General features: G+C 34.2%; 9 protein-coding genes and 1 pseudogene. 3 read left to right on the forward strand and 7 right to left on the reverse strand.

All coding sequences use genetic code 11. From position 1 onward, the window contains the following. Positions 1 to 167 precede the first annotated feature (167 nt). From H8R22_RS09780 to H8R22_RS15705, 4 genes are all read right to left on the reverse strand, one after another. On the reverse strand, positions 168 to 842 hold the full coding sequence (locus tag H8R22_RS09780) for a DUF1345 domain-containing protein (protein ID WP_024981663.1): 675 nt from the start codon (positions 840 to 842) through the stop codon (positions 168 to 170). A gap of 139 nt (positions 843 to 981) precedes the next feature. Further along, positions 982 to 2,232 carry an efflux RND transporter periplasmic adaptor subunit gene (locus tag H8R22_RS09785; RefSeq protein ID WP_187010249.1) on the reverse strand — a complete coding sequence of 417 codons (1,251 nt, stop codon included), beginning with the start codon at positions 2,230 to 2,232 and terminating at the stop codon, positions 982 to 984. A gap of 11 nt (positions 2,233 to 2,243) precedes the next feature. Then, complete coding sequence (locus H8R22_RS09790) at positions 2,244 to 6,563, reverse strand: CusA/CzcA family heavy metal efflux RND transporter (RefSeq protein ID WP_187010250.1); 4,320 nt, start codon at positions 6,561 to 6,563, stop codon at positions 2,244 to 2,246. 96 nt (positions 6,564 to 6,659) lie between these two features. Further along, positions 6,660 to 6,974 carry a DUF6660 family protein gene (locus tag H8R22_RS15705; protein WP_225872936.1) on the reverse strand — a complete coding sequence of 105 codons (315 nt, stop codon included), beginning with the start codon at positions 6,972 to 6,974 and terminating at the stop codon, positions 6,660 to 6,662. A gap of 172 nt (positions 6,975 to 7,146) precedes the next feature. Between H8R22_RS15705 and H8R22_RS09795 the strand changes: the two genes are divergently transcribed. From H8R22_RS09795 to H8R22_RS09805, 3 genes are read left to right on the forward strand one after another with little or no spacing between them, the layout of a single operon-like run. After that, the gene (locus H8R22_RS09795; RefSeq protein ID WP_222616915.1) at positions 7,147 to 8,304 is read left to right on the forward strand and encodes a di-heme oxidoredictase family protein; all 1,158 of its coding nucleotides are present in this window, start codon (positions 7,147 to 7,149) and stop codon (positions 8,302 to 8,304) included. Between the two features lie 2 nt (positions 8,305 to 8,306). Beyond that, on the forward strand, positions 8,307 to 8,747 hold the full coding sequence (locus tag H8R22_RS09800; protein WP_086455349.1) for a QcrA and Rieske domain-containing protein: 441 nt from the start codon (positions 8,307 to 8,309) through the stop codon (positions 8,745 to 8,747). Beyond that, positions 8,744 to 9,967: a hypothetical protein gene (locus H8R22_RS09805; protein ID WP_187010251.1), complete on the forward strand. Its 1,224-nt coding sequence runs from the start codon at positions 8,744 to 8,746 to the stop codon at positions 9,965 to 9,967. Before H8R22_RS09800 ends, H8R22_RS09805 begins: the two co-directional genes overlap by 4 nt. A gap of 295 nt (positions 9,968 to 10,262) precedes the next feature. On the opposite strand, the gene H8R22_RS15620 is transcribed toward H8R22_RS09805, so the two are convergent. The 3 genes and pseudogenes from H8R22_RS15620 to H8R22_RS09815 all read right to left on the reverse strand — a co-directional run bounded on the left by H8R22_RS15620 (position 10,263) and on the right by H8R22_RS09815 (position 13,072). Next, the gene (locus H8R22_RS15620) at positions 10,263 to 10,481 is read right to left on the reverse strand and encodes a DpnI domain-containing protein (RefSeq protein WP_244199275.1); all 219 of its coding nucleotides are present in this window, start codon (positions 10,479 to 10,481) and stop codon (positions 10,263 to 10,265) included. Positions 10,482 to 10,532: 51 nt separating this feature from the next. Further along, positions 10,533 to 10,871 (reverse strand): annotated as a pseudogene (locus H8R22_RS15625) (MerC domain-containing protein); the annotation flags it as partial. A 32-nt stretch (positions 10,872 to 10,903) separates the two neighbouring features. Further along, the gene (locus tag H8R22_RS09815; RefSeq protein WP_113634441.1) at positions 10,904 to 13,072 is read right to left on the reverse strand and encodes a TonB-dependent receptor; all 2,169 of its coding nucleotides are present in this window, start codon (positions 13,070 to 13,072) and stop codon (positions 10,904 to 10,906) included. Between the last annotated feature and the right edge of the window lie 15 nt (positions 13,073 to 13,087).

The raw sequence follows: 13,087 nt of genomic DNA on the forward strand, positions 1-13,087 counted from the left end.
TTATATAAAAGAGAGTGCAAATAGGAATTATTTAAAACCCTAATTTGATCCTTGGTTAATGTTATTATGAAAAAATGGTAGCCATTCCAAGCAAACCTGAAAGCATTAATACACACTTCCAACAATTGAGTCTGTTGTTCATTTTCTAAATTTTTTATATTAAATAGTTATTTAAAACTGGCAATACTATTAATAGTCAGTGCCACAATAATTGTATTGAACGCAAATGAAATTAGACTGTGCAACAAAACAAATCTTCTGATAACCTTTGAGCTTACTTGGACATCTGAAACTTGAAATGTCATACCAATTACGAATGAGAAATAGGCGAAATCAATATAATCAGGCTCCTCCTTACACGGAAATTTGATACCTCCAACATTACTACCCGTTTTTAATTGATTATGGTCGTGATATAAGTGTGCATACCGAATTGTAAAAATTGTATGAAGCAATGTCCACGACACTAAAATGGGCGATAATGAAACGATTGCATCAAATATTCTGTTAAAGGACGATTCTTCTGTACCTTTTAAAAGGAGTAAAGTACCAAACAAACTAACACAAACAGCAATGAGCACTATCGTAAAAATCACTTTAAGTCCATCATCCTGACGCTCTACCACCTCACATAGATCTTTATTTGTGGTAGTAAAAAACAATGCCCAGCTAAATATAATTAGAGAAAAACAAAAGAGATCCCAGGATAAAATTATCCTGTTTTTAATATCAATTTTAAAAAACAGTAAAATGAAATACAACAATAATGATAAGGTAAGACAAATTATTATCTTTTTTATTCCGCTAGTATTTCGCAGAAAACTATATTTTGTTGTTTTCATATTCAGCAATTAATGATTTTTCTAATATTATTTTGGGGGCATAGTCTTCATCAATTAATTTACTATCACAACCGCCAATACAAATAATACTAGCGGTTTTAGATAGTCTTAAGTTTTCTAATGCTTCTTAAACTACTTATTAATGTGTATGCTCACCGCCACCTTTCATAGCAGACAGTAAATAGAAAGCTCCTTTAATTACAATTTTTGCATCGGCAGGAATTGCTTCAACAAATTTCACTTCGGTATACCCTAAATCTGTTGTTCCTGGTACAACTTCTATTGCTTTGAAATGTACTTCGTTGTGTCCTTCTTCCTCGCCAACAGCTTCTTCAGAATGTGCTTCGCCTTCTTTGTGTTCGTGAGCTTCTGCTTTTTTACCTGTGGCTTTTTCTTCGTGTTCTTCCTGGATATAGACAAAGTATTTATCTCCATTTTTTACAACAGCATCTTTGGGTAGGGCAGGGACGGTTGCATTTTTAATATTGATATTGGCAGAAACATACATTCCAGAAATTAAATCTTTGGAATCAGCTGGATTAATTTTGGCGTGAACAGCAACGGTTTTGCTTTCATTTGAAAAGGATTTATTGATACCAAATATTTTTCCTTTAATGGATTTGTTTCCTTGATTAGTCAAAATAAAGTCTATCGTTTGCCCCACAGAAATTGATTCCAAATCTTTTTCATAAACGTTTAAGTCCAAGTGCATCTGGCTATTATCTACGACTTCAAAAAGGGTTATTCCTGTTTCGGCAAATGCTCCTTTGGCAATGCTGATTTTTCCAACATAACCGGATATTGGTGAAACTATCGGTACCAAACTTGATCCGCTTGTACTCATATTCAGGGCTTGCAATTTGTTTTTTGCAGCTTTTGCTCTGGCTCTTTCAACAGCTAGTTTTGATTTTACTTCCTGAAGTACTTTTCTAGGGTTTACATTTTCATCAGTTAATGTCTTCTGGCGATTGTATTCTAATTGCAGGTATTCAATATTGGCAACAGCCGAATTATAATCTTCCTGCATTCCAACTACTTCTAAATTTTGAATAGTTGCCAGTACTTTTCCTTTGTTTACATACGTGCCTTCTAAAACAAAAATATCCTTAACCGTTCCTCCAATTAAGGTTGAAATGTTACCCATATTTTGTGGTGGAACTGTCGTATATCCATTGGCTTTAATCACTAAATTAAGATTCCTGTTTTCTACAGAACCTGTTTGAATACCAACTGTTTTGAATTGTAAGGCTGTTAATGCTACTTCGTTTTCTGATTTTTCTTCTTCGTGACCTGCTTCTTCTGTTTTCTTTTCTCCACAAGAGGTGAGAAGTAGTAAGAATAAAGTATTAAGTATTAAGAAAATTTTGAATTTTGAATTTATATTTTTCATTTTGAGAAATTTTATTTGTTAGAAATAGATGGAAATTGCAATTGAATAGCACTTTGATTATAAGCATTGGTAGCTTCGGCATTTTGCTTTTTGATGTCGATAGCCTGATTCAAAAAACTGATGTAATACCAATAACTCATATCACCATTGGCATAACTTTTTTGAGCCGTTGCAATTATTTGTTCTGCATATAGCAAACCTTCCTTTTGATAATAATCTAATGCTTTTTGTTGCTTTTCGAAATCATTTTTCAATTCCTGCATTTGTAATTTCAAAGTCAATTTATTTTTGTCTAATTCTAATTGGGATTGCGAAATACTGATAGCAGATGCTTTAGCTTTAGCTGAATTTACCCCACCAAATAAAGGAATTTGTAAACCCGCAGTAAACCCTTGAAAATAAGATTTGGTATCAATGGTTTGTCCAAAATAACCTAATCCTAATTTTGGTGTTCGCAATGCTTTAAAAGTATTGGCTTCTTTTTGATACACCGAAATTTGCTGTGTATAATAATCGGTTACCAACGTTTCTACTTTGGATTGGTTTTCATTTGGTTGAAATGAATATTGCATTGGCGTTGTACTATCCGGTACAATATTCTCTTCCGTTTGAATAAAAAATTGTAATTGTTTTTGGTAAATTGCCAAATCAAATTCGAGTTGCGCTTGCTGTGTTTCTATTTCTTTTGACTTTGCTTTGGCACTGATTACTTCAATTTTTCCGCTTTCGCCTGTTTCAAAACGTAGTTCTGCATTCTTTAAGAATTTGGAATAAATTTCCAATAAATCTGCATTTAGTTTTTGTACAGAAACACCATATAAATATTGATAGTAGGCGATTGTTACTGCTTTTTCGATTTCATATTCGGATAATGCTTTTCGTTTTTCAGCTAGTTTCACCAATTCTTCCTGTAATTGACGATTGGCTTTTGTAATTCTTCCAATTGGAAAATACTGCTGTATCGAAACATTGCTATCATAATATTTACTATTGAATTGCCCACCCTGATATTGCACTTGCAAAGGATCTGCTTGAAATGCTGTCTTTTTCAGAACCGTTTGTTTCTCAATTTCCTTATCAGCAATCTTTAAATCAATGTTATTGGTTTTTGCAATTTCGATAGCTTTTTGTAATGAAATAGGCTGGCTATTTTGAGCAAAAGAAAAACTACTTATCAATAAAACTATTAGGGTAACGATTGGTGTTTTTATTTTTCTTCTTGCTTTAATTCCTTTTTCAAACAATAAATAAAGTATTGGTAAAACAATCAACGTCAGTAATGTAGCCGATAATAATCCTCCAATAACAACTGTTGCCAATGGTTTTTGAACTTCAGCTCCACCGCTTGTTGATAATGCCATTGGCATAAATCCTAAAGAGGCTACAGCGGCTGTCATTAAAACAGGTCGTAAACGTGTTTTTGTCCCTATTAATACTCTTTGTAATGGATCGGTTATACCTTCAGTTTTAAGTTGATTGAAATAGGAAATCAATACAATTCCGTTCAATACAGCAATACCAAACAAGGCAATAAACCCAATACCTGCTGATATACTAAAAGGCATTCCTCTTAGCCAAAGAGCAAAAACTCCTCCAATTGCAGATAGTGGAATAGCAGTGAATATTAGTCCTGCTTGCTTCATACTTTTGAAAGTAAAAAACAGCAAAACCATTATCAAGAGTAACGCAGCAGGTACAGCAATTGAAAGTCTCTTACTAGCTTCAATTAAGTTTTCGAATTGTCCTCCATAAGTAACATAATACCCTGCTGGTAGTTTGAAATCCTTGTCTAATTTTAGTTGAATTTCCTCAACCACACTTTTTATATCTCTACCACGTACATTTAACCCAATAGTAATTCGACGCTTACCGTTTTCACGAGAAACCTGAACAGGACCCTGTTCATAAGAGACTGTTGCGACTTGTGAAAGTGGTACTTGTTGTCCGTTTGGTAAAGGAATAAATAGATTACTCACATCTGTAATATCTGTTCGGCTAGCTGCATCCATTCTCACCACTACATCAAATCGTTTGCTTTCTTCATAGATTTTACCTGCGCTTTCTCCTGCAAATGAAGAGCGGATGATTTGGTTGATATCGGTAATATTCAAACCATATAATGCAATTTTATTGTAATCGTATTTTACAGTAATTTGCGGTAAGCCTGTTACTTTATCTTGTTTTAAGTCTCCAATACCTTCAATATTATTGACTTTAGCAATCAATTCTTTGGCTTTAGTATCTAAAATTTCTAAATCGTCACCAAAAATTTTAATGGCTATATCACTTCGGCTTCCGGTCATTAACTCGTTGAATCGCATTTGAATTGGTTGTGAAACTTCAATATTAGCACCTGGAATGGTTTCCATTTCTTCTTTCATTGCATTGGCTAAATCTTCCCAATTGTCGTAATCACCTGTCCATTCACTTTTGTCTTTAAGCACAATAATCAAATCGCCACTTTCTATCGGCATTGGATCGGTTGGGATTTCACCACTTCCAATTTTGGATACTATGGTTTTGATTTCGGGAAATTTTGCTTTTAGAATTTTTTCATATTCAGTAGTTGTTTTTACCATTTGCGAAAGCGAACTTCCTGTCATTATCGTTGCATTAATAGCTAAATCTCCTTCTTCAATTGTGGGAATAAATTCGCCACCCATATTTTGAAAAACTACTATTGCTAGTACAAATAATCCTAATGAAATAGCCAATACTGCTTTTTTGAAACGTAAGGCTTTTTCTAAAAAAGGAGTGTAAATTCCTTCCAACCAAGCCATCATTCGATCACTGAAATTCGGCTTATGTTCCGTGTTTTTTGATAAAAATAGTGCACTCATCATTGGTACATAGGTCAATGACAAAATGAAAGCTCCTGTTATGGCAAAACCTACAGTCATTGCCATTGGACGGAACATTTTTCCTTCAGTTCCTACCAATGCAAGGATTGGTAAATACACAATTAAGATAATGATTTCTCCAAAGGCAGCACTGTTTCTGATTTTTGAGGCCGATTTGAAAACCTCGCTATCCATTTCGGATTGGGTTAAATCTTTTTGCCTTTTAAGTTTTTGCAGGTGGTGCATCGTGGCTTCGACAATAATTACTGCACCATCGACAATAATTCCAAAATCGATAGCACCTAAACTCATTAAATTTCCGCTTACACCAAAATAATTCATTAGAATTACAGCAAAAAGCATAGACAATGGTATTACAGAAGCAACAATTAATCCCGCTCTAAGATTTCCTAAAAATAAAATCAATACAAAAATTACAATTAAGGCTCCTTCCAATAAATTTTTTGTAACCGTTCCTATTGCATTATCTACTAGTTTACCTCTATCGATAAAAGCTTCGGCAACGACACCTTCAGGAAGTGTTTTGTTGATTTGAGCCATTTTTTCTTTTACTCTATCGTTCACGGCTTTGGAATTTTCACCTTTAAGCATAAGTGCCATTCCGCAAACTATTTCGCCTTTACCATCTTTAGTAGCAGCTCCATAGCGTAGTGCAACGCCTTCTCTAACTTCGGCTACATTTCGCACTAAAATAGGAGCTCCATTTTTATTGGCAACAACGATGTTTTCTATATCTTTGATACCCGTTGCCATACCAACACCACGGATAAAATAGGCAAATTGATCTTTTTCGATATAAGCACCACCTGTATTTTGATTGTTTTTTTGCAGTGCCTCAAAAATATCGGTAATGGTTATTCCTAAACTATTCAGTTTATTAGGATTAATGGCAACTTCATATTGTTTTAGTTTTCCTCCCCAGGTACTTACTTCGGCAACACCTTCAACACCTTGTAATTGTGGAATTATAATCCAATCTTGAATGGTTCGTAATTTTACTGCATCATATTTATCTTCGTAGCCTTTTTTGGCATATAAATCGTATTGATAAATTTCTCCAAGACCAGTAGATATTGGACCTAATTCTGGGGAACCTGCGTAGGAAGGAATGTTTTCTTCGGCTTGCTTTAAGCGTTGAAAAATTTGCTCTCTTGCCCAATATATATCTACATCGTCTTTGAAAACAACAGTTACCACAGATAATCCAAAACGAGAAATGCTTCGTAATTCAATTACTTTTGGAATCGTTTTTACAGCTTGTTCGAGTGGATAGGTAATTAATTGTTCTACTTCCTGACTTGCTAAAGTAGGGGCAGTAGTAATTATTTGTACTTGATTATTAGTTACATCTGGCAAGGCATCCAGCGGTAAATTTTTAATAGAATAACTTCCCCAGGCTATAAGCACAAGGGTAAATAAGAGTATAATGAACTTGTTCTTTATACTAAATTGTATGATTTTGTCTAACATTGAAATATTATAATGAATTAGAAATCAGCAAATAGAATATTTGCCATTATTTGTGAAAAGGTCACAATTTTCTAACCCGAAATTACTCGGGCATCATTATGCTATTTGAGGCGGTTGCCAAATACTTCCGAAGAAATTGGAAGCAAAAATAGATTTATAGAATGGCTCTTTGGTTTTTATAACCGCAGAAATTAAAGGAAAATCGAATTTAATTGGAAAATGACTTAATATTTGCACTCCACAACAATTGCAAGCGCAGAAAGGAGAACACAAATCTTTTTCTTTATTGTGGGAATGGTTTTCTTTATAGGAGGAAAGTTCCTTTGATGTATGTACCAAACTATTTACTTCCAAATCAGCACAAGGCAAAAATGAAAGTGCTGTTAGATAAATTGATAGTATGAGGTTCATCCATTTCACTAATACAAAAGTAACAATAAAATTTATATGATTTAGGGATTAATTAATTTTTATTATTATATTTTTATTTTTATTTAATACGAAATATTTATTTAGCTTTGCCTAAAATTTAATTTATGCAAATGAAAACAATACACTTTTTTTTTGGGTTATACCAATACTCTTGATCCTGTTATTCACATCTTGTGATGAAAATTATACTGAAATTCCTGCTGATGATGAAGTTTTAGATGGAACCGTTGAAGGGCTCTCCCATGAAGAGTTAGCACGTTTCTTAAAAGGTGATGCGGCATTCAATGAGGTTTTTACCCGTGAAACAGGACTTGGTCCTACCTTTGTTGCGTCAAGCTGTATCAGTTGTCATGCTGGCGACGGTAAAGGACACCCCTCTACCACACTTACCCGTTTTGGACAAATTGATGAAACAGGAAACTTGTTCCTAAACCAAGGTGGCCCACAATTACAAAATAGATCGCTACCCGGATTTTTACCCGAACAAATCCCATCTGGAGCTACTTTTGCTAAATTTACGCCACCAGCAAATACAGGTTTAGGATTTTTAGAATCTGTTACAGATGCAACTATCCTGGCAATGGCAGATCCTAATGACGTTAATGGCGATGGAATATCGGGTGTTCCAAACTGGATAGACATTCCTGACTTTGTAATCCCAACATCAAATGCTGTTTCTCAAAACGGAAAATATATAGGCCGTTTTGGCAAAAAAGCCGCGGCTTTTGATTTATTGCACCAAACCGTAAATGCTTACAACCAAGACATCGGAATTACCTCTATATTCAATCCTATTGACGTTTATACTAATCTGGAAATTGATCCTGAAATTGCGACAAGTACCGTAAACGACGTTGTTTTTTACTTGCAAACATTAAAAGCACCAATTCAACGCAATCAAGGTGATGCAGTTGTTAAACAAGGAGCAACCATTTTTAACCAAATTAATTGCGCAAGCTGTCATAAATCTGAATTGAAAACAGGTTATTCACCTATTAAGGCCCTTTCAAATAAAACATTCGCTCCTTACACCGATTTGCTATTACACGATATGGGAAGCGGTTTAGACGATGGTTATACTGAAGGAAGCGCAAAAACTTACGAATGGAGAACACCACCACTATGGGGAATAGGGCTTTCTGAAGACGCACAAGGAGGGAACTATTTCTTAATGCACGATGGTAGAGCAAATAGTATTGAAAGTGCCATTTTAATGCATGGTGGCGAAGCAAACAACAGTAAAACAGGCTATCAAAATCTTTCACAATCAGACAGAGAGGCATTACTAAAATTTATAAAATCATTGTAATTATGAACAGAAAAGATTTTTTAAAAACATGTGGTTTTGGTTGTTTAGCAGGAATTTCAACTCTTACTTTATTACAAAGCTGCAGCACATCTAAAATTTTGGAAAAAGAGATAAAAGGTTCAGATATTCTAGTTCCATTGACTGATTTTGAAATCAAAAATAAGGGAATCATAGAATATAAAAAATACGTAATCATACAAAACGAAAAACTGACCCATCCTATTTGTGTTTATCGTTTTGACGCGAATAATTATAGCGCACTATTTATGCAATGCACTCATCAAGGAGCAGAACTGCAGGTTTTTGGAGATAAATTACAATGTCCGGCACATGGAAGTGAATTTAGCAACAAAGGAAGTTTAGAAAACGGCCCGGCTGATAGAAATTTACGAAATTTTCCGATCATAATAGATAACGGCACCCTTAAAATATCATTAAAATGAGACTAAAACTCCTATGCATAACATTTTTATTTTCTATAAATTTCTATTCACAAATCGACCCTGTTTTACTAAAAAGGACGTCTAAAGACAGTACAAAACAAGCTTTAAATATGGATGCTGTTTATAATCGTCCTTTTTTAAATATTGGAAAAACACCCATAGCCGTTGGAGGTTATCTGGAAGCTAATTGGCAACGCCTTTCCACCGATGGCGTTTCCGAAGGACATCAATTTCAAGCCAGACGATTAACCATTTTTATGTCATCGGCAATCAGCAAACGTGTGAAATTTTTAAGCGAGATCGAATTTGAAGAAGGTGGAAAGGAAATCGCTATAGAATTCGCCTCTGTGGATGTTGAATTTAATCCCTTGGTTAATTTTAGAGGAGGAATAATCATGAATCCTATTGGGGCTTTCAATCAGAATCATGATGGTCCAAAATGGGAATTTACCGACAGACCCATTTCAGCAACACAAATGTTACCGAGTACTTTTAGTAATGCTGGGGCTGGGCTTTTTGGAAAAAAATACTCGAAGAATTGGATGATTGGCTATGAAGCTTATTTCTCAGGAAGTTTTGATAACTCGATAATTGAAAACACAGAGAACAAAACTTTTCTGCCAGCTGCCAAAAACAATCCAGAACGTTTTGAAGAAATAAATAGTGGTACACCGTTATTTACTGGTAAAATTGCTATTCGAAACAGTAAAATTGGGGAGTTAGGACTATCCTATATGGGAGGGGTCTTCAATAAGTATCAAGATGATGGGGTAATAATAGACGAAAAAAGACGTGTTGATGTTTTTGCAATAGACTTTAACACTACTTTGCCAAAAGTAAAAACATTTATAACAGGTGAATGGGCATGGATTAAAGTAGATGTTCCGAAAACATACGGACAGCAATTTGGAAACAAACAGTTTGGTGGCTTTATGGATGTAGTTCAACCAATTCTTAAAAAAAACATTTTAGGATGGGAAAACGCGGTATTAAACATCGCTTGTCGAGTAGAATATGTAGACTGGAACGTAGGGACTTTTAAAGAGACCGGTGGAAATATTGGAGAAGATATTTGGAGCATCATGCCTGCGTTAAGTTTCCGTCCTACCTCACAGACTGTTTTTAGACTAAATTATCGCTTTCAGAAACAAACCGATATTTTAGGAAACCCTCCTGCAACTACTGCTGGGTTTAACATTGGGATTTCGACTTATTTTTAAAATATCATAAAAAAAAACGCTCCAAATATGAAATACCCCTCAAAAGTTAGACACTATTTGGGGGGTATTTTTATGAGAATCATACTAAATATTTGTTACTTCAGACAAAATTGGCTTATTTGTCTGAAATAACAATCAAAAAAATCCATCTACACAAAAATCGAAAGGTGTTGAAACAAATGGGATATAGCTTTGGCTAAGAAATTTCTCTTTTTAAAACTACCTCTAGTTCCGTTCAACACAGATTTCATTGTTCTTGTCCGCTCGTAACGATAGCTGTTATCGGTAGGACTAATTAACAACAACCAGAACCAGCTTGAATTGGGGGACATTTCACAGTTCCGTAACTGCAATACACGCAACAATCTCCTTCGAGTGGACGCAATCTTGTTTTACAATTTTCACATTCAAAAAAAAATTCACAAGCATTTGTAGGCATCATTTCTGTTTTTTTATGACCACAATTTGGGCATGTAATAGTTGATTCTAATTCTACTTTTTTTCCTTCATATATTGCACATGCCTTACAATTTCCATGCAGTTTGTTGCGATAATAATTTACAGCAGTTGCTATAAAAAACCCAAACATTCCTGCGTAAATCAAGTAAGTTGAGTTTTGAAGTTTACTGAAAAGATAAGCATAAAATATTATTACACCACTCGGAATTGCTATCATTAAAGGATAAAGGCAAAGATGCTTTCGATAAGAAATATAAAGCCCTCCAATCGAAATTAAAACCATTGCTTGAAAAACCCACAATGTCCAACCACCAAATAATTCAAAATTACCCAAGCCTAAAGCTGATGCTCCAAAAGCAAAAAGAGGAAAACAACAAGGTGATAAAAAAGCAGTTATAATAATGCCGCTTAATCCGAGTTTGTCGATATTATTTTTTATTTTCATTAGTTGTTTTTTAGTATTATTTTGGGCGATATTTATAGTTTTATTTTAATTCCTGCATTTACTACAAATCCATCTAGAGGAGCATAGATATCTTTAAATACTGGGTCTGTAATTGGACCACTGTAGATACTTCCAAATTTCGTTTGTCTGGTATCTGTAAAATTCTCAAAGTTCGCATAGATAGAAAAGTTTTCCCATAATTTCTCAATCATAAAACCGAAAATCCAGTAATCTCTTCCCGTAGAACCATCATTTAATTTTTGCGGGCTATAATAATACGCCTCCAAACCTGCTTTCCATTTATCTTCCACTTCATACATCAAAACATTATTAAGTCTATGTTTTGCTGTTAAAGGATTTTGAGATTTTATACCATTATTGTCTATTGAAGCATCTGTGTAGGTATAACCCAGAAATAGTTTGAAATCTTTATATCCTAATTTGATATTTGTTTCAGTTCCTTTGGTGTCTAAATAGCCATCAACATTTACAAACTGATAGATTTCATTTGGCACAGGAGTTAGAATTAGAGGGTTATTTACATTTGTATAAAAGAATAACTGGTTAAAAGAAAGTAATATCTCTTCGGAAATATTTGTTTTGTAATTAACGTCAAAATTAACACCATAACTTTTTTCAAGAGTATTAAAATCACTATTGATGGGAAGAACATTTCGGTATTGTATACGCTCACTTTCCTCCGTAAAGATGGTTGGTGTTTTATAACCTAATCCTCCACCAAGTCTTGACGTAAGTTTATTACTGATTTTAAATAATGCTGAAATTCTTGGCAAAAGCGAAAATCCATAATCAATAAAATAATCGCCTCGTAAACCAGTTTCAATATCAAGCCATTCTTTGGCTTTTACAGTATTTTGAACAAAAGCTCCGTACGTTATCTGACTGTAATTTCTTAAAGGAAAAGATGTTATTTCCTTTTCAGAAAAATTATCTGTATATAAATTAGCTCCTGTAACCCACTCAGATACATTGCCATTATAAGAATATGTAATTTCAGAAAAGGTACTGTTTTGCAAACCATCGAAGGTGTAATCAGGGATGTTTATTGCACGACTAAAATTATTAAAGCTATTACGTACCGTCAATAATTCTTTTTCATTAAACTTATGTGTAATTACAAATTGAGTACTTAATCTTCTGGTTTTGTTCTTTTCAAAATAACTATCAGGATGACCGCTTTCATCATTTATATAATCGATATCGCCTCCAATACGGTCTTCAAAAACAGCATTTACACCAAAATCAAGTTTTGTGTTTTCATTAAAATAAACAAATATTTTTGGATTAAAATTAAAACGCTCAAACTTTGGAATAGCCGTTAGGCCAATGTCCGCAGGGTCATAAGGTGCATTTCTATCATGCGATGCAAAAACGGTCAATCCTATTTTATTAAATCGCTGGGAATAAAAACCATTAATGTCCAACCCAAGTGCCGACGTACCGTTAAGTAAAAAACGCAATTCTCTTTCTTTTGTAGGTGTTTTTGATATAAGATTTACCAAACCTGCGATTGCTCCACCACCATATAGAGTAGAAGCAGAACCTTTAATTATCTCAACCTGTTTCAAATCTAACGGTGGGGTTTGTAATAAACCCAATCCACTTGAAGCGCCAGAATAAACAGGAAAACCGTCTTTTAATATTTGAGTATACCTTCCGTCTAGTCCTTGGATTCTAATCGATGAATTTCCTGAAGTTGCAGAGGTTTGCTGTGTTTGTATACCTGTACTTTCATTAAGCATCATTCGTATATCTCCAGGTTTCATATTGGCTTTTTCTTCCAATTCTTCTCCAGCAATGAATTCCACTCTGGTAGGAATGTTACTAATAGTTCGCGTGCCTCTGGTTGAAGTCACTATAATCTCATCCATCTCTTCCGCTTCGCTTTCTAATGATATTTCAAGAAGTTCGCCTATAAACGGCATTTGAAATGATTGTGTGTGCTCCTTATAACCATCAATGAAAAATGATATGGTATGTGCTCCATCAGGAACGTTTTCAAAAGTAATAAACCCATTAGGATCGGATACAGATACTAGATTCAAAACTTCAATTTTGGCAGTTACACCTGCAATCGGTTCATTGGTTTCAGAATCTTTAACAACGGTTTTAAATTTATTCTGCCCTTGTGCAGTGCCAATAGTCGCTATTGCCACAATCAATAAAAAATATTTAAACATTTATAATTTCTTAAT

It is taken from the genome of Flavobacterium kayseriense, assembly GCF_014305095.1.
In the GTDB taxonomy this organism is placed as follows: domain Bacteria; phylum Bacteroidota; class Bacteroidia; order Flavobacteriales; family Flavobacteriaceae; genus Flavobacterium; species Flavobacterium kayseriense.

What these genes read in the sequence shown, in the direction of transcription:
- H8R22_RS09780 (WP_024981663.1), bottom strand. Translation starts at nt 842, where the DNA reads ATGAAAACAACAAAATATAGTTTTCTGCGAAATACTAGCGGAATAAAA.
- H8R22_RS09805 (WP_187010251.1), top strand. Translation starts at nt 8,744, where the DNA reads ATGAGACTAAAACTCCTATGCATAACATTTTTATTTTCTATAAATTTC.
- H8R22_RS09790 (WP_187010250.1), bottom strand. Translation starts at nt 6,563, where the DNA reads ATGTTAGACAAAATCATACAATTTAGTATAAAGAACAAGTTCATTATA.
- H8R22_RS09815 (WP_113634441.1), bottom strand. Translation starts at nt 13,072, where the DNA reads ATGTTTAAATATTTTTTATTGATTGTGGCAATAGCGACTATTGGCACT.
- H8R22_RS15705 (WP_225872936.1), bottom strand. Translation starts at nt 6,974, where the DNA reads ATGAACCTCATACTATCAATTTATCTAACAGCACTTTCATTTTTGCCT.
- H8R22_RS09800 (WP_086455349.1), top strand. Translation starts at nt 8,307, where the DNA reads ATGAACAGAAAAGATTTTTTAAAAACATGTGGTTTTGGTTGTTTAGCA.
- H8R22_RS09785 (WP_187010249.1), bottom strand. Translation starts at nt 2,232, where the DNA reads ATGAAAAATATAAATTCAAAATTCAAAATTTTCTTAATACTTAATACT.